A 21,112-nucleotide genomic window follows, 5' to 3' on the forward strand; every position below is an offset into this window, starting at 1 on the left:
TCCAGCAGCTATTTACGTCCGCGCGGTGGCCTTGTCCCCGGCTTCTTGCGCACCGGCGTCGCGCCGCGTCCAGACTTGTGGAACGAGCGCATGCCACGCGGCAGTTCGCGGCCCTCGCTCAGCATCTCGAAGCGCAGGGCGCCCGCCAGCGGCACCGCTTCAACCAGCTTCACCTTGACGCTGTCGCCAAGCCGATAGCCGAGCCCTGTGCGGTCGCCGACCAGCGCCTGGTGCGCCTCGTCATAGATGTAATAGTCGTTGCCGAGCGTCGAGATCGGAATGAAACCATCGGCGCCGAATTCCGGCAGTCCGATGAACAGTCCCGACTTGGTGACGCCGCCAACGCGGCCGTCAAACTCTTCGCCGACACGGTTGCTCAGGTGATGGGCAATCAGGCGGTCTACGGTCTCGCGTTCGGCCGCCATGGCGCGCCGCTCGAAGGTCGAGATTTCGGCTGCGATGTCGTCGAGACCGGCTTCCTGCTCCGGCGTGATGCCGCCTTCGCCAAACCCGAGCGAACCCACCAGAGCGCGGTGAACGATAAGGTCGGCGTAGCGGCGGATCGGCGAGGTGAAGTGGGCGTACTTCATCAGGTTGAGGCCGAAATGGCCGATGTTTTCCGGGCTGTAGATCGCCTGGCTCTGGGAGCGCAGCACCATCTCGCTGACCATCGTCTGGTGCGGCGTGCCTTCTGCCTTGGCAAGGATACCGTTGAAATTGTTGGCCCGCATGTTGCCGCCCTTGGCGAGCGGAATGTCGAGCGTCGCAAGAAACGTTCTCAGGATCTCCTGCTTGGCGAGCGACGGGCCGTCATGGATGCGGAACACCAGCGGCTGCCGCTGCTTTTCCAGCGTCTCGGCAGCAGCGACGTTCGCCTGGATCATCATCTCTTCGATCAGTTTGTGCGCATCCAGCCGCGGCGGCACGACGACACGGTCGACAGTCCCGTCCGGCTTCAGCTGGATCTTGCGCTCGGGCATGTCGAGTTCCAGCGGCTGCCTGCGGTCGCGGCCGCGTTTCATCACGCCATAGGCATGGTAGAGCGGCTTCAGGATCGGTTCCAGCAGCGGTCCTGTCTGATCGTCAGGTGTTCCGTCGATCGCTGCCTGCGCCTGCTGGTAGGAGAGCTTGGCGGCACTCTTCATCATGATGCGGTGGAAGGTGTGGCCAATCTTGCGGCCCTCGCGCGAAAACACCATGCGCACGGCAATCGCCGGCCTGTCGACGCCTTCCTTCAGCGAGCAGAGATCGTTGGAGATCCGCTCCGGCAGCATCGGCACCACCCGGTCGGGGAAATAGACCGAGTTGCCGCGCTTCTGCGCCTCGCGGTCGAGCATGGAATTCGGCCTGACATACCAGGAGACGTCAGCGATTGCGACGTTGACGATGACGCCTTCGACATTGTCGGGAGAAGGGTCCAGCTCGGCATATACGGCGTCGTCGTGGTCCTTGGCGTCGGCCGGATCGATGGTGATCAATGGCACGTTGCGCCAGTCTTCGCGGCTTTTCATCGTCGCTGGCTTGGCATCGTCAGCCTCGGCCAGCACCGGCAGCGGGAAGATGTAGGGGATGCCATGGGCATGGATGGCAATCATCGAGATTGCCTTTTCCGAGCCGACGGAGCCAAGCACCGACAGGACTTTGGCGCGCGGCAGGCCAAAGCGGCCGAGACGCGCAACTTCGATCTCGACCAGGTCGCCATCCTTCGCGGTGCCGATATCCTCGGGATCGATGACCATTTCCTCGCCGCGCCGCTCCACCGGCATCAGCCGTCCGCCACCACCGGGCGTCTCTCGGAAAACGCCAAGTGCAGCACTGCGGCGGCGGTCTAGAACCTTGATGATCCGTGCCGTGTAAGCCGGTCCGCCGCGGTCTCCGGCCGGAAATATCTTTGCCAAAACCCGGTCGCCCATGCCGGCCACGGGTGCCTTGCCCTTGCCGTTGCGGCCGGCGGGCGAAGACGTCTGGCGGATGGCAACGGCAGGCGCGACGCCGGCATCTTCCGGCCATTCGGCCGGGCGGCCGATCAGCTCGCCGTCCTTGTCGCGGGTGGTGATGTCGAGCACGGTCACGGGGGGAAGGGCGCCGGGTCGCATCAGCGACTTGCGGTTCTTCTGCACCATGCCGTCCTCTTCGAGGTCGCGCAGCAGGTTTTTCAGCTCGACGCGTTGCTCGCCCTTCAGCCCGAAGGCCTTGGCCAGTTCGCGTTTGGAGGCTTGCTGTGGATGGTCGGCAATGAAGCGCAGAATGACTTCGCGCGGCGGCAATACACCCTGGACGATCGTGTCCCTGGCTGGCGCCGTAACATCACCCTTGGCAGCGCCAGTCTTGGCGGCACGCACGGGCTTGCCGAGACGACGTTCGACTGGCGACGGTCTGCTGCGCGGTTCTCTGCTCACTCTGCTGCCTTCTTCACTGTCTTCTTGGCGGCTGGCTTGGCCTTGGCCTTGGCTGCCGGCTTGGCGGCGGTCTTGGTCGTCTTTGCCGATGCGGCAGCGGTCTTCGTCTTCGCTGCTGCCTTCGCCTTCGGTGCGGCCTTGGCCTTGGCGGCAGCCTTCGGCTTGGCAGGCTTGCCGGCCTTCTCGACGATCAGGGCAAGCGCTTCCTCGACACTGACGCTCTGCGGATCCTTGCCCTTCGGCAACGTCGCATTGACCTTGCCCCAGTTGACATAGGGCCCATACTTGCCGTCGCGCACGGTGATCTTGCCGCCACCGTCCGGATGGTCGCCAAGGTCCTTCAACGCTGCCGGCGTGCCGCGACCGCTTGGGCCCTTGGCCTGCTTGTCGGCGAGCACCGTAACGGCGCGGTTGAGACCGACGGTGAATACGTCCTCGATGGTCTCGAGGTTGGCGTAGGAGCCGTCATGCAGCAGGAATGGCCCGTAGCGGCCGAGGCCGGACGAGATCATCTTGCCGCTTTCCGGATGCTTGCCGATATCGCGCGGCAGCGCGATCAGTGCCATCGCCTTCTCGTAATCGATATCCTCGGGCTTCCAACCCTTCGGCAGCGACGAGCGCTTGGCTTCCTTGCCCTCTCCACGCTGGATGTAGGGGCCGAAGCGACCGGAGCGCAGTGTCAGCTCTTCCTCGGTCACCGGATCCTTGCCGAGCGCCTTCGGCTCGCTGAGGCCGGTCGATTCCGCATCCGTGCCGCCTTCCGACGAGAGCTGGCGGGTGAAATTGCAGTCCGGATAGTTCGAGCAGCCAACAAAGGCGCCGTACTTGCCGAGCTTCAGCGACAGGTTGCCGGTGCCGCAGACCTGGCAGATGCGCGGATCGCTGCCGTCTTCGCGGGTCGGAAACACCAGCGGCGCCAGCGCCTCGTTCAGCGCATCGAGGACGTTGGTGACGCGCAGTTCCTTGGTGTCGTTGATCTGGGCGAAGAAAGCCGTCCAGAATTCGCGCAACACGTCCTTCCAGTTCAGTTCGCCGGCCGAGATTCGGTCGAGCTTTTCCTCGAGGTCGGCGGTGAAGTCGTATTCGACGTAGCGGGTGAAGAAGTTTTCGAGAAAGGCGGTGACCAGCCGGCCCTTGGCCTGCGGCACCAGCTTGCGCTTGTCGATCGTCACATAGTCGCGGTCGCGCAAGGTTGCCAGCGTTGCGGCATAGGTGGAAGGCCGGCCGATGCCGAGCTCTTCCATCTTCTTGATAAGTGTTGCTTCCGAATAGCGCGGTGGCGGTTCGGTGAAATGCTGCGTCGAGTTGATCTTCTGCTTGGCGAGGTTCTCGCGGGCGTTGATCTCCGGCAGGCGGCCGTCCTCTTCGCCATCATCGCTCTGCTCGCCGTCTTCCTTCTGGTCGGTATAGGCGGCGATGAAGCCATCGAAGCGGATGACGGAGCCAACGGCCCGCAGGCCGGCTTTGTCGCCACCATTGGTCGCCAGGATCTCGACGGTCGTCCGCTCGATCTCGGCAGACGCCATCTGGCTGGCAATCGCCCGTTTCCAAATCAGGTCGTAGAGACGAAGCTGGTCGGCATCGAGGGCGCTGCGCAGGTGATCGGGAATGCGTTCGAAGTCAGTAGGACGCACGGCCTCGTGCGCTTCCTGTGCATTCTTCGCCTTGCTCGAATAGAAACGGGCCTTTTCCGGCAGGTAGCGATTGCCGAACTGGCTGCCGATGGCGCTGCGCGCCGCATCGATCGCCTCCGGCGCCATCTGCACGCCATCGGTACGCATATAAGTAATAAGACCCACGGTCTCGCCACCGATGTCGATACCTTCATACAGCCGCTGCGCGACCTGCATGGTACGCGATGCGGAGAAGCCGAGCTTGGAAGAAGCCGCCTGCTGCAGCGTCGAGGTGGTGAACGGCGGCGAAGGATTGCGCTTGACGGGCTTCGCCTCGACGGTGTCGACGACGTAGCTGGCGCCTTCGAGCAATGTCTTGAGATTGCCGGCCTGTTCGCCGTTGGCAATCGAGCGGGCCTGCAGCCGCTTGCCGTCGGCGACCGTCAGGCGGGCTTCGAATTCATCGCCGCGCGGCGTCTTCAGCAGCGCCGAGAGGTTCCAGTATTCTTCGGAGACAAAGCGCTCGATTTCGGATTCGCGGTCGCAAACCAGACGCAGGGAAACAGACTGCACGCGGCCGGCAGAGCGGGCGCCGGGCAGCTTGCGCCATAGCACCGGCGACAGGTTGAAGCCGACGAGATAGTCGAGGGCCCGGCGCGCCAGATAGGCATCGACCAGCGGTCCGTCGATATCGCGCGGGTTGGCCATGGCGTCGAGAACGGATTTCTTGGTGATGGCGTTGAAGACGACGCGCTGCACCTTCTTGGTGCCGATCACCTTCTTCTTGTTGAGAAGGTCGAGCACATGCCAGGAGATCGCTTCACCTTCGCGATCAGGGTCGGTCGCGAGGATCAGGCCATCGGCCGTCTTCATGGCGTCCGTGATATCCTTCATGCGCTTGGCCGAGGCCGCGTCGACTTCCCAGAGCATCTCGAAGTCCTGGTCGGGCAAAACCGAACCATCCTTGGCGGGCAGATCGCGCACGTGACCGAAAGACGCCAGGACCTTGTAGTTGGGTCCCAGATATTTGTTGATCGTCTTGGCCTTGGCAGGCGATTCTACCACTACAACATTCATGATCATTCTCTAATTAGGAGGTCGCGCTGAGGAGAAACAGGCGGGTGTCCGGGCAATCTTCACTTCCCGGCCCCTCGACATGGACAGTGAAATCGCTGCGGTCAAGAGGGACGGTGCATTTTTGCCGCCTGCAACGTGACGCAACTTTTACGAGATATTAAACGTATTGCAATTATAGATAAATGCTTTATCGTCTTTGATATGCAGAGATAACGACAGTCCATGCAGTGATACACCCTTGCGACGGGAAGACGAAATGACGTCCAAACCTGTGAAAAATAAGGGAGGGCAGACCTCCATGGAAAGCTTTGCATTCATCCGCCAGATGTTGGGCGAGTTGCGGCAGGTGGCAGAAAGGGAACGTGCCGATCTTCTGTGCTACCTTCTGGAGATGGCCTACGTCGAGGCCGGCGACCTCCAGGCCGGCCATCGACCCCTCGCATCAATCCAGCATGGCGAGCGACACTAGCCCGCCGGGGTGTCGATGCAACCGTCCGGCGAGATCGAGTTCGATCAGGACCAGGTAGACCGATGCCGCCGCCAGCACCGTGTGGCGGATGATGTCGTCGATCTCGACCGGCGTGGGCCCGAGCGAATCGACGATGCGGGCGCGGTCGTTGTCATCGGGCGGCAGGAGCATCGGCTTGCCGGGATCTTCGCCAGGCTCCTCCGCCATCGGCGTCGAGAACAGGTCGATCTCCGACAGCGGCGCCAGCGCCTCGATGATATCGCCGGGGCTGGTCGCGATCATTGCGCCATCCTTCAGCAAGCCGTTCGTTCCCTGACAGCGCGGATCGAGCGGCGAGCCGGGCACGGCAAACACCAGCCGCCCGAATTCCCCGGCAAGCCGCGCCGTGATCAACGAGCCGGAGCGTGTCGCCGCCTCGACGACCACCAGACCCAGCGCGGCCCCAGCGATAAGTCGATTGCGACGGGGGAAGTCGCGGGCCCTCGGCTCCCAGCCGAATGGCATCTCGCTCAGCGCCATGCCATCGCCGTTCCAGATTTCATTGAGCAATCCGACGTTTTCGGGCGGGTAGGGCTGGTCCAGTCCTCCGGCCAGTGCCGCGATGGTGCCGGTCTCGATACTGGCCCGATGGGCTGCCGTATCGATGCCGCGCGCCAGCCCAGAGATCACCGCATAGCCGGCACGACCGCAGTCCCGCGCGATCATTGCCGCGAACTTGGCGCCGCTGATCGAGGCATTGCGCGAGCCGACGACACCGACCACGGGCTTCGTGCCCGTGGCAAGATTGCCCTTGGCCGCCAGCAGCGGCGGAGCACCGTCGATCTGCCGCAGCGCCGGAGGATAGTCGGGTTCGCCGATGCCGATGAAGCGCGCTCCGAAGCGCTCGGCAATCTCCAGTTCGCGCAGGGCATCGCTTTCGCTGCAGATGCGGATAGCCCGCGTTGCGCCGCCGCGCTGCGACAATTCCGGCAGCATCGCGAGCGCGGTTTCGGCCGAGCCGAAGTGGTTGATGAGGTCGCGGAAGGTGGCAGGCCCGACATTGTCGGAGCGGATCAGCCTGAGCCAGGCAATCCGTTGTTTTTCCGTCAGCGCAATCCCAGACCGTCTTGCGCTGTCCGTGGCCATGAACCTACCCCTTGGATCCGATCTTGCTTTCCGTCCCTGCAGTCAGCCTGGCGATGTTGGCCTTGTGTTTCCACCAGCAGATGAGGCTCATCAGCGTCATCGCCGCAGCAATCTTGTCGGGTCCCACTATCCACAGCGCAACCGGAATAACAAGTGTTGCAACCAGTGCGGACAGCGACGAGTACCGGCTGAGGAAGGCGCAAGTGAGCCAGACGACCGCAAACAGCAGCACCATAACCGGCGCCAGCGCCAGCAGGATACCGATATAGGTTGCCACACCCTTGCCGCCCCTGAAGCCGATCCAGACCGGAAAGATATGGCCGATGAACGCAGCAAAGCCCGCCAGCAGACCGGCCTCTGCGCCAAAAAGCCGCGTGCAGACAAATGCGGCGAGGGTGCCTTTGAGGGCATCGAGCAGCATCGTTGCGACTGCGAGCTTTTTGCTGCCGGTGCGCAGCACATTGGTTGCCCCGATGCTGCCGGAGCCGATTGACCTGACATCGCCGAGCCCGGCCATGCGGGTCAACACCAGTCCAAAGGGGATGGAGCCCAGCAGATAGCCGATAGCAAGGGCTGCCAGCGCTAGCGGCACGGTGATCTGCCAGTTCATGATGTCGTTCAAATCGTCCCCCTATAGTCCGGCATTTCCATCCGTTTTCAGTTCAGCGAATAGACCAATGCGCCCCCCACATAGGTCGCTACCGCCCGGCCGCTGAACCGGGCATCCTCGAACGGTGTATTCTTCGAGCGCGACAGAAGCATGTCCTTGGCGACAAGCCAAGGCTCGTCGATATCGATCAGCGTGATATCGGCTTTCGCGCCCGGCTGGAGCGTGCCGGCATCGAGCCCGAAGATCTGGGCCGGTCGCGTCGAGAGAGCATCGATCAGCCGCATCAGGCTGACCTGGCCGCTGTGGTGGAGGCGCAGGGCCGCGGCCAGCATGGTTTCCAGCCCGATGGCGCCGTCCGCCGCCTCAGCGAAAGGCAGCCGCTTGGTGTCGACATCCTGCGGATCGTGCGAGGAGACGATGATGTCGATCGTGCCATCGGCGAGCGCTTCGATCATAGCCATCCGGTCGTCTTCGGGTCTGAGCGGCGGATAGAGCTTGAAGAACGTACGGTATTCGCCGATGTCGTTCTCGTTCAGCGCCAGATTGTTGATTGAGATGCCGCAGGTGACCTTGGCGCCGCGTTTCCGGGCGCTCCTGATCGCCTCGGCCGACTCAGGCACCGAAATCATCGCGGCGTGGTAGTTGCTGCGGGTCAGTGCCGCGATCCGGAGGTCGCGCTCGAGCGGGATGATCTCTGCTTCCTTCGGAATACCCGACAGGCCGAGCCAGCTGGCGAACAGGCCTTCGTTCATGACGCCCTCTGCGCCGAGATGTTCGTCGCGCGGCACGGAAGCAATGACGGCGCCGAACTCGCGGCCGTAGGTCATAACCCGGCGCAGCACCTGCGCGTCGTGGATGCTGGCATGGCCATCTGTAAAGGCCACGGCGCCGGCTTCCCTCAACAGGCCGATCTCGGTCATTTCAGTGCCGGCCAGCCCCTTGGTAAGGGCAGCGGCGGGATAGACATTCACGACCGCCTTGTCGCGCGCCGTTTTCTTGACGAATTCGACCAGCGCGATGTCGTCTATGACGGGATCGGTATCCGGCATCATGATAAAGGAGGTTATGCCGCCGGCTGCTGCAGCGCGGCTGGCCGAGGCAATCGTCTCGCGGTACTCGCTGCCGGGTTCGCCGACATGCACGCGGGCATCCACGAGGCCGGGCACCGCTATCAGCCCGGCGCAATCGCGCACGGTGGCGCCCGCCGGAAACGGCAGGCCATCGGCTTGCTTGCCGGATGCAACGATGACGCCGTTCTCGACGATAACGGTGCCGGTCTCGTCGAGCTGGCGTGAGGGGTCGATGATGCGGACGTTGGTGAGGACGATGGTGTTCATGCGCGCGGCCCCTGGTTCTGCGAGACAAGCAGCGTTTCCATCACGGCCATCCTGACGGCGACCCCCATTTCCACCTGTTCGGCAATGACGCTCTGCGGGCCGTCGGCCACCTCGGAGGCGATTTCGACGCCACGGTTCATCGGCCCCGGATGCATCACAAGCGCATCCTCCTTGGCGGCTTTCAGCGTCTCGGCATCGAGCCCGTAGAAATGGAAATACTCGCGCACCGAAGGCACGAAGGCGCCGGACATGCGCTCGCGCTGCAAGCGCAGCATCATCACCACGTCTGCATCCTTCAAGCCTTCCTTCATCGAGTGGCAGATTTCCACGCCCATCTCGGCCATCCCGGTCGGCAGCAGCGTCGCCGGCGCCACGACGCGCACCCGGGCGCCCATGGCGTTGAGCAGCAATATGTTGGAGCGGGCGACGCGCGAATGCAGGACGTCGCCGCAGATAGCAACGATGATCCGCGACAGCTTGCCCTTGGCACGGCGGATGGTCAGCGCGTCCAGCAGCGCCTGGGTCGGATGCTCGTGCTGGCCATCGCCGGCATTGACGACGGCGCAGGAGACTTTTTGAGCCAACAATGCGGCAGCGCCGGCGCTCGAATGGCGGATGATCAGCACGTCCGGCCGCATGGCATTCAGCGTCATCGCCGTGTCGATGAGGGTTTCGCCCTTCTTCACCGAGGAATTGCCGACCGACATGTTCATGACGTCGGCGCCAAGCCGCTTGCCGGCGAGTTCGAACGACGCCTGCGTCCGCGTCGAGGCTTCAAAGAAAAGGTTGATCTGCGTCAGCCCGCGCAGCGTCGACGTCTTCTTCTCGCGCTGCCGGCTGATCTTCACCGCCTCGTCCGCCTTGTCGAGCAGATAGGTGATATCCTGCTCTTTGAGACCTTTGATGCCGATAAGGTGGCGGTGGGGAAAAAAGACCATGCGGGCGCCCTCGGATGTCGTCAGGGGCTCTATAATGAGCGCGCGGCGAGGGGGCAAGGCGGTTCGGAGAGTTCAGGCCGGGCGGGGCGACTTCGGCAACATGTTTATGGTGTTCCTTGGCAACTCGGGATCTATGCGTACCCGCTTGGGTCGGGCGGAAGAGAATGGCTTGCGCAATATCCCCGTCCGCCAATGTCCAATGGCCGACGTATTGCTTCAGGCTAGATGAGTTTGGGAATGACTCGATAGGTCGGAGCGCGCTCAATCCGATTACAGATAGCGGCCATGCGCGGATTTGCACGTTTGGCCTGTCGAAAACTCTCAAATGTCCGTTTGTCGACCATTGTAACGTCGGCATAGGGCGCAAGGCACGCCAGATAGCCATCGTTGAGTTCGCTGCCTTTGCGTTCGTTAAGCGTGGCGGCATGTTTGCGCAAGTTTGACGAGATGATCCACGATGGCAACCGATCCATCTTGACCGAGCGTTTCAGTTCAGGGAACGGAATGCCCATCCCCTCAGTGCAAATCTTCATCTGTTTTAGAAACTGCCCATGGTCGAGCACCTCGCCAAGGGTAGCGGTAACGTCGACGTCTGAAGGCTCTATTTCAAAGTATGCGAGAGATTGCCACACAAGATCCGCAGCCTTCAATGGCAAATGCTCGATCTCATCCGCGACTTTTTCCATGAACCCGCCAGCAATATCGTTGGGATCGGAGATCCTTCCGTCACCATATTTTCTGATATCCATCGCCAGACTGCCTCGAATCACATCCAATTGGCGACTCATGGACACCTTCGAACGGATCCGGCCGCCCAGTAATTCCGACATGGGTTTTGATCTTAGATCGACCGCCGTCGAGTGTGTGATAGCGACGTGGCTGCGGGCCTTGTGAGAACGAGCAAGAAAAAGCTTCCGCAATGCGAGCCAAACGTCTGGGTCAGAGCCGAGCATGTCTTCGCCGGTGCCTACGCGAATGATGGAACTGGTGACACGCGAACGCAATGTGGCGAGGTCATCGCCTGGATTGTGGTAGGCGGACAGGGCCTCTGCACCTAATATCGAGGTTATGCCGCCAATATCACCCTGCACGGATGACGTCGCAATCCAGGCAACGAGAGGCAGTGCATGAAGGAAGCGCAGGCGCGATCGCACCAAAACTTCATCATCGATAGCGCAAAGCTCTTCTAGATGATGGAGCGTCACCATAGGGATCGTGCCGGAATCCTCTAGCCACGACGAAAATTCCTCCGAATGGCGGCGTGCTACTGCATCGGTCGAAGACTTGTCACGCTGCCATTGCGTTAAATGTGACGTGTCGAGCGCCAAGTAGGTTGGCTTCAGTAGGATCACCCGGCATCCCTTCATTAGTCAAAAAATTACATCTGGTTGTCGTCCCAACGCTGCGCACAAAACGGTGAGGGCTTGGCTGACTGTTGTCGATCCAAAGTAAAGTCGTATTTCAGAAACGGCTTCAGGAGGTGGTAGCACACGAAACTGGTTCAAATCCTCCAGCATATTGAACAAAGTATCATTAGAGCGTTTCGGGGCCTAGTATGGGATACGATGGCACTACAGCTACCCAGAAGTACTTGGCGGTCGCCTCCAGTTTCACGGGCATACGCAGACATGGCGGTTGCCATCCCGCTGGCGGAGGCCAAGACCAACTGCTCCGTGTGGGAATGCGACGACCTTTCGTCTGAAGCTTCGCAGCATCCAGCGCGAATAAGCCAGCCCCACTGTGTACATCGCCATGAATCTTTTGCCTGGACGTTTCCACCATAGGTGACTTCGGCTAGAAGCGAATCATGACCCAAGCGCCCCGGAACGAAGACCCGTTGACCGATCTGAACCAGCCGAGCCTTTGGTCCGGCATCAATGCCTACCGTTCCGATCCGCTGATCGTTGACCTGACGGCCAATCTGCCGCGCAGCATTCGCGAAGACCTCGAGCAGATGGGGCGTTTCGTGACGTCGCATGAAGCGCAGGAATTGGCACGGATGGCAAACCAGGGCGTGCCGCAGCTGAAGACGCACGGGCCGCGCGGCGAACGGCTGGATATCGTCGAGTTCCATCCGGCCTGGCATGCGCTGATGCGCCGCTCGATGTCGGCGGGGCTTCATTCCTCGATCTGGGATCCGCAGGCGGATGTCGAGGCCAAGGACCAGGCGCACAAGGTACGAGCCGCGCGCTTCTACCTGACAGCGCAGCTCGAATGCGGCCATCTCTGCCCGCTGACGATGACCAGCGCCTCGGTGGCGGCGATGATGGCAGCCCCTGCGGTCCAGAAGGACTGGGCGCCAAAAATCCTGTCGCGGAAATATGATTCCACCAACAAGCCGGCCATGCAGAAATCCGCCGTCACCATCGGCATGGGTATGACGGAAAAGCAGGGCGGCACGGATGTGCGCGCCAATGTCACGTCGGCCGAGCGGGTGGGGGAGGGCATCTATCGGCTCTCCGGCCACAAATGGTTCCTGTCGGCGCCGATGAGCGATGCCTTCGTCATGCTCGCCCAGACGGGCGACGGGCTGGGCTGCTTCCTGGTGCCACGGCTGCTCGAGGACGGCTCGGCCAACGGGCTGCATTTCCAGCGCCTGAAGGACAAGATCGGCAACCGCTCGAATGCGTCCGCCGAAGTTGAATTCACCGATACGTTCGGCTTCCTGCTCGGCACTCCCGATGGCGGCGTCCGGACGATTCTCGACATGGTGACCCTGACGCGGCTCGATTGTGCGCTGGCGTCGTCGGGCATCATGCGCGCGTCGCTCGCCGAAGCGGTGCACCACGCGCGCGGTCGCAGCGTGTTCGGCAAGCCGCTGGTGAGCCAACCGATCATGACGCGCGTGCTCGCAGACATGGCGCTCGACGTCGCCGGTGCGACTGCCCTTTCGTTCCGTCTGGCCGAAGCCTTCGACAAGGCCCGCGACAGCGCTGACGACGCAGCCTACGCCCGGGTGATGACGCCGGTTGCCAAATACTGGTGCTGCAAGATCGCCCCGGCGCTGATCTACGAGGCGATGGAATGCATCGGCGGCAGCGGCTATATCGAGGAACGCCCCATTGCTCGCCACTACCGCGAGGCGCCGGTCAACGCCATCTGGGAAGGCTCCGGCAATGTCATGGCGCTCGATCTTCTGCGCGTTCTCAACCGTGGTCGAGACCTGTTTGAAACGGTATTCGCCGGACTTGCCCGCGATCTCGGTCCGGCCGGCAAGAAGACCATCGCCGTGCTGCGTGCCGCCATGGCGCTCTGCGAGCGCGACGAGGGCGCTGCCCGGCTGCTGATCGAGCAGCTCGCCTTGGCTGCCGCCGCCGCCGAACTCTACCGGCTCGGTGCCGGCAAAGTCGCCGATGCCTTCATCGAAACGCGTCTGGCCGGCGGCTGGCGCTCGACCTACGGCATGCTCGACAGCCGTTTCGACGCCAGCTACATCGTCGACCTGCTCTATCCACCCGCGACCTGACGGAGAGTTCGGCGCGCATCGAAACGCAAGGGGGGACATGTGGTAACGCTTCGCAGCTTTCGTCCCTCCGATATCGACAGCCTCTACGCCATCTCGCTCGCGACAGGCCATGCCGGCGGCGATGCCTGGCACCTCTACATCGATGGTCGGTTGATGGGGCATATCTACGTTGGCCCCTATGCGAAGTTCAGTCCGGAAACCGTGCTCGTAGCCGAGGACGAGGAGGGTGTCGGCGGCTATATCCTCGGCGTGTTCGACACGGCCGCCTTCGAGGACAGGCTTGAAGAGGACTGGTGGCCTGGTCTTCGCGCGATCTATCCGGAGCCGAGCGGCCCATCGTCGCAATGGAACGCCGACGAGCGCCGCTGCTTCATGATCCACCACCTCCGCCATACGCCCGAAAGCCTCATCGAACCTTATCCGGCGCATGTGCACATGAACCTTCTGCCGCGCCTGCAGCAACAGGGAATAAGGCACAGCGCTCCTCGACCGCTGGATCACAATGGCCCGACAGGCCGGCGTCGGCGGCATCCACTTGGGAACCAATACTGCCAACCACGGCGCCTCGCGCTTCTGGCCGAAGCGCGGATTTGCGCAATTATCCCCACCCGTAGCGCCGCTCTCCGAAACCACGGTGTGGTTCGGGCGTAGGCTTTGATTACAATGAAAATCAGTGCGTCACGACTTTCAGGCCGAGATGGTCCCGCATGGGATCGAAATCGCGATCACGATGCAGAAGGCTATCCCGCAGACTACTGACAACCCTGAAGAAATGTGTTTGACGAGATCGATACCATACTCTCCCTCATACTCGCTCTTGTTGCCGGGCCAGCGACACGACGTCTGTCGGGTCAAACGACTCTTTCAGCTCACAGGGACTTGAGCTGACTGGATCCCCGCCACAAGGGCGAGGAGGAGGGAGGGCGAGGATGAGGGGAGTTTGGCAACCGGCTCAAATTCCCGAGTGACCTGCAGAGTTGTCGGATAATACCTTTGTCAGCAGTCTGAGGCTATGGCCCTCTTCTACGCAGGCCCTCTTCTACGCAGAACGTGCCATGATGAGATCGATTGACTTGCGGATAGTGATGCTCTTTTCGCGCAGCAGCCTTTAGTTCATCCAACGCTTTACTCTGGCGGTGTTACTTGGTGCAGCGCTATCCACAACCTTTGAAAAGCCCTGCGTTGTCGGCGAAATGACCGGCTGATAGTCACTGGCGATGACCACAGACAAAAACGATATGGCAGATTCGGTCCTTTTTCTGGAGAAGAACTCCGTTGCGCTTCTCTCCGAGCCGGTAAAGCCGCTGCGCAACCGACTTGCAACCGAACGCAATATCCTCGAATCCGCCAAGGCACTCCTGGCCGAACACGGCTTCCAGGCGTTCGGCATCAATGCCGTGGCCCGTCGCGCCGGCTGCGACAAGCAACTGATCTACCGCTATTATGGCGGGCTCGACGGTCTGGTCGAGGCTATCGGTGCTGATCTTGGCAGCTGGGTGAGGGATCGCATTCCCGACGACAGCGGTGGCATGTTCATGCTGACCTACGGCGACTTGATGGAGCGGCTGGCGCTGCTTTTCCTGGCTGCACTGCGCGCCGATCCGCTGATGCGTCGCATCGTCGCCTGGGAGGTGTCGGAGCAGACGGAACAAGTGCGAAAATTGTCCGAGGCGCGATCCAAGGCGCTGGCCGCCTGGATCGACCGGATGCGCGGATCGCTTGTGCCTCCCAAAGGTGTCGATGCGGTTGCCGTCAACGCCATCATTCTCGCGGCCATCCAGCATCTGGTGCTCTCGGCAGCCATCGGCGGCCAATGCGCGGGATTGTCGCTGAGGAGCGAGAAGGACTGGGACAAGGCAGCCACCGGCCTGAAGCGCATCGTCCGCGCCGTCTACGGCTGAGACAAGTTCTCCACAGGCCGTTAACCTTAACGAATGGTTTACGTTGCGGGAGGCCGGCTGACGGCACAAGGTGGCGCGGTCATCAATTGTTAACCAGTGTGGCCATGACAGCAAAACCGGCTAAAGCCGCTCTATTCCTGATTTCAATGATGTTTTTCGCCGTCCTGGCTCTCAATATTGCAGTGCCTGCGGTGATTCTGGGCTCATTGGCGCTGGTGAGCGGGCTGGTCCTTTGCAGCGGAGATGGCGTCGGATATCGGGGAGAGGCCGCATGAAGTGGTTTCTGCTGTTCTGGGGCGGGCCGATCTTCTTCCTCGGCAGCTGGTACTGGCTGTCCTACTACGACATCAGTTTCGGCATATTCATGTACACCCGCGAGGTTCACGACCTGACATTTCAGGTCTACGGTAAAGTCCTCGGACTACCCCCGGAATCGATCCCACCGCTGGTGCTGCGCGCTATTATCGTCGATAGTCTCGTGGTCTTCGCGCTGATCGGCTTTCGCAAGCGCAAGCTGATTGCAGCCTGGTGGCAGGCGCGTCAGGCCTCGAGATCCGGCGATCGATTGCGGGACAGCGAAGACAGCCTGTCGAGCGCGCCCTGAAGAATGAAGCTGGCCGCTGCCGAATCGATGCGCTCGGCACGTTTTGCCCTTGAAACATCCATGGCGATCAGCTGACGTTCTGCTGCGACCGTCGACAGGCGCTCGTCCCAGAAGACGAAGGGCAGGGCGGTCTTGTCCGACATGGCCCGCACGAAAGACCGGGTCGCCTGGACCCGCGGCCCCTGCGAGCCGTCCATGTTGACTGGCAGGCCGATGATGAACGCTGCTACTTTTTCCTTCTCCGCAAACGCCAGCAGTGCTGCAGCATCGGGCGTAAACTTCACCCGCCGCAGCACCGGACGTGGCGTCGCCAGTCTTCGCCCGATATCCGACATCGACAGCCCAATGGTCTTCGTACCGAGGTCGAGGCCTGCAATCGCCTGATTCGGCAGCAGGGTTTCCGCCAGTTCTTCGATGGTGAGGACTGTCATCGGGATATTGTCTCGTCAAAAGAAATTGAGCGGCGGATCACTGTCATTTTTTGCCTTTTGGGCTATGTCGCTAGTGTCCTTAGCATCAAGGTTCGAATTTGCATCCCTCAATTCACGGAGTTATCCCATGAAAGTCACCTGGCTCGGCCATGCCGCATTCCGCATCGAGACTTCCAAGGCAACGATCCTGATCGACCCGTTCCTGAGCTATAACCAGTCCTTCTCCGCAGCTGGCCTGACGGTTGCCGACGTGTCCAAGGGTGTCACCCATATCCTGTTGACACACGGCCACGCCGATCACGTGGGCGACACGGCAGCGATTGCCAAGGAGACCGGCGCGACCGTTCTCGCCAATGCCGATCTCGCAGCCTGGCTCAGCGGCAAAGGCGTCGAGAAGATCGAATCCGGCAACACCGGCGGCACGATCCACTTCGACGGCTTCACCGTGACCTTCACCAACGCCCTGCATTCGTCGGCCCAGCAAACGGAAGACGGCGTTTCGCACGCGCTCGGCAATCCGAACGGCCTCGTCCTGCATTTCGATGACGCGCCGACCCTCTACCACATGGGCGATACCGATATCTTCGGTGACATGGCGCTGATCAACGAATTGCACCAGCCTGAAATCGGTCTGGTGCCGATCGGCGACCGCTACACGATGGGCGGTGCCGTGGCTGCGCTTGCCTGCCAGCGATTCTTCAACTTCAAGTCGGTGATCCCCTGCCACTACGGCACCTTCCCGATCATCGATGCGACAGCCGAAAAGTTCGTCACCGCCATGGAAGGCGCATCCGCAAAGGTCGTCGTGCCGAAGGTCGGTGAGGAAATTACGTTCTGATTTACTTGCAGTTGTTAAACTGTATGCTCCGATAGGTTGAAAATAGTTCAGCCTATCGGAGACAGGTAATGGCAATAAAAGACAAGCACTCTATCCATTCCACATTGCGGGAGAACATTATTGAGCATCTCTTTGCGGGAGAGATTCTGAGGTCTCTTTGGCAAAAAGAGATAGTCGATGCCGAAATTCTTAAAAGTGAATTTGATGCCGGCGGCTACGACTTGGTCCTGACATGTAGACATGTAACTCGGCACATCCAGCTTAAGGTCAGCATCGAGAATGGTGCTCGTGCGGAGGTAGGAGTGAACCTTCGACTGGCCGAAAAGCCGAGTGGCTGTGTCATTTGGATCGTAGTAGACGACGCCTTAAACTTCAGGGAGTTTCGTTGGTTTGGCGATGTACCCGGCCAACCGCTGCCCGATGTAAGCGAAATGAATGTCGTCAAGCATACCAAAGGTAATGCGCAGGGAGTCAAGGCTGAGCGCTCTGGGCATAGATCAATTAAACGTAACAAATTTACGTCATTAAAAAATTTCGACAATTTACGTCATCATTTACTTGGTAATGAAATTTTCCAGCAGGAAAGCGTATAATATAGTCTGTCACTAGGGTAACATTAGCGCCCAAGACAAAGGGACTCTCTCTGTAGAAATAACCCTGTCGAAACATACTGCAGTTGCACCCGACGGACATGGCCTTTATAGCGTGGGAAACACATCCCAGCCGGAGAATTTCATGTCCGTCGATCTTGCCATCGTCAAGCGCGTTGCGCGCCTTGCCCGTATCGCCGTCACCGAGGATGAAGCCAACCGAATGGTCGGCGAGCTGAACGGCATCCTCGGCTTTGTCGAGCAACTCTCCGAGGTTGATGTGACGGGCATCGAGCCGATGACCTCGGTCACGCCGATGGCCATGAAGAAGCGCGAAGACGCCGTAACTGACGGCAGCAAGGCTGACGACGTCGTCGCCAATGCGCCGCTCACCGACCGCAATTTCTTCCTCGTTCCGAAGGTCGTCGAATAGGCCATCCGCGCCGTTCCGATCCATCCGACCGCAGCCTTTCCAGACCTGAAGTGAACCGATCATGAGCGAACTGACCAGCCTGACCATTGCCGAAGCCCGCGACAAGCTGCGTGGCAAGGAGATCACCGCGACCGAGCTTGCGACCGCCTACGTCGCGGCCATCGACGCGGCCAATGGCGCGCTGAATGCCTATGTCAAGGTGACGCCCGACAAGGCGCTCGACATGGCCAAGGCCTCCGACGCTCGCATCGCCGCCGGTTCGGCCGGTGCGCTGGAAGGCATTCCGCTCGGCATCAAGGATCTGTTCGGCACGGAAGGCGTCCACACCCAGGCGTGCAGCCACATCCTCGACGGCTTCGAGCCGCGTTACGAATCGACCGTTATCCAGAACCTCTGGAACGACGGCGCCGTCATGCTCGGCAAATTGAACATGGACGAATTCGCCATGGGCTCGTCGAACGAAAGCTCCTATTACGGCCCTGTCATCAACCCCTGGCGCGCTGCGGGCTCCAACCAGCAGCTCGTGCCCGGCGGCTCCTCCGGCGGGTCTGCTGCCGCGGTTGCGGCGCATCTCTGCGCCGGCGCCACTGCCACAGACACCGGCGGCTCGATCCGCCAGCCAGCCGCCTTCACCGGTACCGTTGGTATAAAGCCGACCTACGGCCGCTGCTCGCGCTGGGGTATCGTCGCCTTCGCCTCGTCGCTCGACCAGGCCGGCCCGATTGCCCGGGACGTGCGCGATGCCGCCATCCTCCTGAAGTCGATGGCATCTGTCGACGCCAAGGACACCACATCGGTTGATCTTCCCGTCCCAGACTATGAGGCAGCGCTCGGCCAGTCGCTGAAGGGCATGACGATCGGCATTCCGCGCGAATACCGCGTCGAGGGTATGCCCGGCGAAATCGAGACCCTTTGGCAGAAGGGCATTTCCTGGCTGAAGGATGCCGGCGCCGATATCGTCGATATCTCGCTGCCGCATACCAAATACGCGCTACCGGCCTACTACATCGTCGCTCCGGCCGAAGCCTCGTCGAACCTTGCCCGCTATGACGGCGTCCGCTACGGCTTGCGCGTCGACGGCAAGGACATCCTCGACATGTACGAGAAGACCCGCGCTGCGGGCTTCGGCACCGAGGTCAAGCGCCGCATCATGATCGGCACCTATGTGTTGTCGGCCGGCTATTACGATGCCTATTACCTGCAGGCGCAAAAAGTCCGCACGCTGATCAAGCGCGACTTCGAACTTGCCTTCCATGCCGGTGTCGATGCCATCCTGACGCCCGCCACGCCGTCCTCCGCCTTCGGCATTGCCGATGAGGAACTGGCCGCCGATCCTGTCAAGATGTACCTCAACGACATCTTCACGGTGACGGTCAATATGGCTGGCCTGCCAGGCATCGCCGTCCCCGCCGGTCTTGACGCGAAGGGCCTGCCGCTCGGCCTGCAGCTCATCGGCAAGCCGTTCGACGAGGAAACTCTGTTCAAGACCGCTCATGTCATCGAGCAGGCAGCCGGCAAGTTCACGCCTGCCAAGTGGTGGTAGGAGCCTGAATGCGGGTTCGCGGTCGGAGATCGCGGGCTCGATGTGACATTCGTCCGCAACAGATGAATTGAAACCCCGTCGGTATGGTGCGCTACGCACATGCCGGAGCTTACGGACGCCCTCGAGCATCCTGGCAAAGTGCCTTCATGTACACGCGCGCCATGACCTGTCTGACTTCCTCGGAGATCGGCATGGGCGTCGATCAATAGCCAGGAAATATTCAAGCCATGGATTGGGTCCCTATATTATTCATTACGTTCAAAGTTCTGGCGTTGGGAACGGGTATGTTCTTCGCCATAAAGTGGCATCACGACCAACGGACCTCGTCCAAGCCGACCGATATGATCAAAGTCGCGCTGGAGGTTGCATGCTATCTGCTGATGGTGGTGATCGTGTTCGCGCTGGTTTACGTCCTGTTGGGCTATCTCGATTTACTTCCTGCCGGTTTGGGTTCTGATTGAGCGGACGTAGAAGCCCGGAACCAAAGTCATCAATCCGGGCCTTGCCTCGTTGGCGGCACCAAAGGCTCTCCCGCTCAATAAGGTCTCGCTGACCAGCGGTTGTGTACAGCCACGGAAACCGTGACTGTCTCTTAGCCAGCTTCGCTGAGCATCTGGCAAAAGCTGTCATCAAATGTTTTACTGGGTCAGTAACGCGTGGGGTGCTCATGATTCACATTCGCAATGCCCATGAAGGCGAGACGGAGATCCTGACCAACATCGGGCTTCGCGCCTGGCAGAAGGCCATGGCGGCGATTGGGGACAGCGACGTCATGATGGACGGCGCGAGGGACTCCTTCTCGAATTTTACCCGCGACTCCTGGCTGACGATCACCGTTGTCGAAAATCACGGGGTTGCCTGCGGCTGGGCGGCGCGTGAAAAGCTGGACGAGAACATCACGGATTTCTGGATCGACCCTGACGAACTCAGGCAGGGACTGGGTTCGGCCCTGCTGGCGCAGATCGAGAGCGATATTGCCGCTCAGGGCTTCGACACCGCAGCGCTGCAGACCCACTCCGGCAATGCCGAGGCTATCGGCTTCTTCAAGACGCATGGTTATACCGTCCACTGGCTGTCTGTCGTCTATTCGCCCTCCCTCGACCGGGATCTGCCGACCGTCGGCCTGTCTAAATCGCTGCTTCCGCCGGACGGCGACCTTTACGGCACCAGCTTCTGAAAGGGGTCGAGGTCTCAGCTTCCTATGAGGGCCAGCGTCCGGTCGTCGGGGATCCCGTCGAAGAAGCGATCGAGTGCCCGCTGGAAAAGCGAATCGCGCCCGCTGACAGCTGCGAAGAGCGTCATGCTCGGTCGGAATTTCAGATCGTCGGGAGAACCGAGAATGGCGTGGCGGAGCGCCCGCCGTCGGACGTACCTCCGGCAGAGAGCATTGCCTGCACGCAGGCCGTCAACCGTTTCCCGAGCAGCGGGTGGGAGATATAAGCCGAGGCTTCCTCCTTGGAGCGGATCGCATATCGCTGCGCCATTGAAGATGCACCAAGCCCGGCTATCTGCGGAAAGACGAACCACCTCCAGTGCGAGCGCTTGGAACCGGCCAGGAGTTCCGCCAGCGCCTGTTCGTATATGCCAGCCTGCGCCTCGACAAACCTGTCGAGGTCATAGGGGTCGGTCGAAGCGGCCATCGTCATTCTCCCGCGTGCGCGTCACCTATATTTTGGGCGCTCCGGCGTTCCGGCAAGGCAATGGTCGGCCAAGGGGCGCTGGCGTCGATCAATTGCCG

The 21,112-nt window shown here is 61.0% G+C and carries 19 protein-coding genes and 2 pseudogenes; 12 read left to right on the forward strand and 9 right to left on the reverse strand.

All coding sequences use genetic code 11. The features are described from left to right. Positions 1-8: 8 nt before the first annotated feature. Together rnr and topA are read right to left on the reverse strand one after the other, a co-directional pair. Entirely contained in the window at positions 9-2,399 is a 2,391-nt protein-coding gene (rnr, locus tag PR018_RS04960) for a ribonuclease R (RefSeq protein WP_142829016.1), read from the reverse strand. Continuing rightward, a complete protein-coding gene (topA, locus tag PR018_RS04965; RefSeq protein WP_142829014.1) occupies positions 2,396-5,089 on the reverse strand; it encodes a type I DNA topoisomerase in 2,694 nt (897 codons plus the stop codon). The genes rnr and topA overlap by 4 nt, the downstream gene beginning before the upstream one ends. 256 nt (positions 5,090-5,345) lie before the next feature. Between topA and PR018_RS04970 the strand changes: the two genes are divergently transcribed. Next, on the forward strand, positions 5,346-5,558 hold the full coding sequence (locus PR018_RS04970) for a hypothetical protein (RefSeq protein ID WP_111220607.1): 213 nt from the start codon (positions 5,346-5,348) through the stop codon (positions 5,556-5,558). Here PR018_RS04970 and dprA read toward each other — a convergent pair. The 5 genes from dprA to PR018_RS04995 form a co-directional block, all read right to left on the reverse strand. Further along, a complete protein-coding gene (gene dprA / locus PR018_RS04975; protein WP_142829012.1) occupies positions 5,532-6,683 on the reverse strand; it encodes a DNA-processing protein DprA in 1,152 nt (383 codons plus the stop codon). The genes PR018_RS04970 and dprA overlap by 27 nt on opposite strands. A gap of 4 nt (positions 6,684-6,687) precedes the next feature. Further along, positions 6,688-7,293, reverse strand: a complete 606-nt coding sequence (gene plsY / locus PR018_RS04980; protein WP_142829064.1) for a glycerol-3-phosphate 1-O-acyltransferase PlsY — start codon at positions 7,291-7,293, stop codon at positions 6,688-6,690. A 47-nt stretch (positions 7,294-7,340) separates the two neighbouring features. Next, positions 7,341-8,630: a dihydroorotase gene (locus PR018_RS04985; RefSeq protein ID WP_142829010.1), complete on the reverse strand. Its 1,290-nt coding sequence runs from the start codon at positions 8,628-8,630 to the stop codon at positions 7,341-7,343. Beyond that, on the reverse strand, positions 8,627-9,568 hold the full coding sequence (locus PR018_RS04990; protein WP_142829008.1) for an aspartate carbamoyltransferase catalytic subunit: 942 nt from the start codon (positions 9,566-9,568) through the stop codon (positions 8,627-8,629). Before PR018_RS04990 ends, PR018_RS04985 begins: the two co-directional genes overlap by 4 nt. A gap of 221 nt (positions 9,569-9,789) precedes the next feature. Continuing rightward, positions 9,790-10,920, reverse strand: coding sequence for a hypothetical protein (locus PR018_RS04995; RefSeq protein WP_142829007.1), 1,131 nt, complete (start codon positions 10,918-10,920; stop codon positions 9,790-9,792). 455 nt (positions 10,921-11,375) lie between these two features. On the opposite strand from PR018_RS04995, the gene PR018_RS05000 reads away from it, so the two are divergent. The 5 genes and pseudogenes from PR018_RS05000 to PR018_RS05020 all read left to right on the forward strand — a co-directional run bounded on the left by PR018_RS05000 (position 11,376) and on the right by PR018_RS05020 (position 15,539). After that, positions 11,376-13,034: an acyl-CoA dehydrogenase family protein gene (locus tag PR018_RS05000; RefSeq protein WP_142829005.1), complete on the forward strand. Its 1,659-nt coding sequence runs from the start codon at positions 11,376-11,378 to the stop codon at positions 13,032-13,034. Positions 13,035-13,073: 39 nt separating this feature from the next. Beyond that, positions 13,074-13,692, forward strand: a pseudogene (locus PR018_RS05005) (GNAT family N-acetyltransferase). Between the two features lie 580 nt (positions 13,693-14,272). Next, positions 14,273-14,935 (forward strand): TetR/AcrR family transcriptional regulator, encoded by a 663-nt coding sequence (locus tag PR018_RS05010; protein WP_142829003.1) that lies wholly within the window; start codon positions 14,273-14,275, stop codon positions 14,933-14,935. A 104-nt stretch (positions 14,936-15,039) separates the two neighbouring features. Then, positions 15,040-15,210 carry a hypothetical protein gene (locus PR018_RS05015; protein ID WP_202617107.1) on the forward strand — a complete coding sequence of 57 codons (171 nt, stop codon included), beginning with the start codon at positions 15,040-15,042 and terminating at the stop codon, positions 15,208-15,210. Then, a complete protein-coding gene (locus tag PR018_RS05020; protein ID WP_142829001.1) occupies positions 15,207-15,539 on the forward strand; it encodes a DUF6105 family protein in 333 nt (110 codons plus the stop codon). Before PR018_RS05015 ends, PR018_RS05020 begins: the two co-directional genes overlap by 4 nt. On the opposite strand, the gene ruvX is transcribed toward PR018_RS05020, so the two are convergent. Then, complete coding sequence (ruvX, locus tag PR018_RS05025; protein WP_142828999.1) at positions 15,476-15,970, reverse strand: Holliday junction resolvase RuvX; 495 nt, start codon at positions 15,968-15,970, stop codon at positions 15,476-15,478. The two genes, PR018_RS05020 and ruvX, sit on opposite strands and share 64 nt — an antisense overlap. Positions 15,971-16,097: 127 nt before the next feature. Between ruvX and PR018_RS05030 the strand changes: the two genes are divergently transcribed. The 6 genes from PR018_RS05030 (at position 16,098) to PR018_RS05055 (ending at position 20,551) form a co-directional block, all read left to right on the forward strand. Then, complete coding sequence (locus tag PR018_RS05030) at positions 16,098-16,808, forward strand: metal-dependent hydrolase (protein ID WP_142828997.1); 711 nt, start codon at positions 16,098-16,100, stop codon at positions 16,806-16,808. Between the two features lie 68 nt (positions 16,809-16,876). Beyond that, the gene (locus tag PR018_RS05035) at positions 16,877-17,401 is read left to right on the forward strand and encodes a hypothetical protein (protein WP_142828995.1); all 525 of its coding nucleotides are present in this window, start codon (positions 16,877-16,879) and stop codon (positions 17,399-17,401) included. 142 nt (positions 17,402-17,543) lie between these two features. Further along, positions 17,544-17,831 (forward strand): Asp-tRNA(Asn)/Glu-tRNA(Gln) amidotransferase subunit GatC, encoded by a 288-nt coding sequence (gatC, locus tag PR018_RS05040; RefSeq protein ID WP_142828993.1) that lies wholly within the window; start codon positions 17,544-17,546, stop codon positions 17,829-17,831. A gap of 61 nt (positions 17,832-17,892) precedes the next feature. Continuing rightward, positions 17,893-19,374, forward strand: coding sequence for an Asp-tRNA(Asn)/Glu-tRNA(Gln) amidotransferase subunit GatA (gatA, locus tag PR018_RS05045; RefSeq protein ID WP_142828992.1), 1,482 nt, complete (start codon positions 17,893-17,895; stop codon positions 19,372-19,374). Positions 19,375-19,601: 227 nt separating this feature from the next. Further along, positions 19,602-19,835: a hypothetical protein gene (locus PR018_RS05050; RefSeq protein ID WP_142828990.1), complete on the forward strand. Its 234-nt coding sequence runs from the start codon at positions 19,602-19,604 to the stop codon at positions 19,833-19,835. Between the two features lie 206 nt (positions 19,836-20,041). Continuing rightward, complete coding sequence (locus PR018_RS05055) at positions 20,042-20,551, forward strand: GNAT family N-acetyltransferase (protein WP_142828989.1); 510 nt, start codon at positions 20,042-20,044, stop codon at positions 20,549-20,551. 14 nt (positions 20,552-20,565) lie between these two features. Here the strand turns inward: PR018_RS05055 and PR018_RS05060 are convergent. Beyond that, positions 20,566-21,014, reverse strand: a pseudogene (locus PR018_RS05060) (DUF1810 domain-containing protein). Between the last annotated feature and the right edge of the window lie 98 nt (positions 21,015-21,112).

Origin of the sequence: Rhizobium rhododendri, assembly GCF_007000325.2 — a bacterium.
In the GTDB taxonomy this organism is placed as follows: Bacteria; Pseudomonadota; Alphaproteobacteria; order Rhizobiales; family Rhizobiaceae; genus Rhizobium; species Rhizobium rhododendri.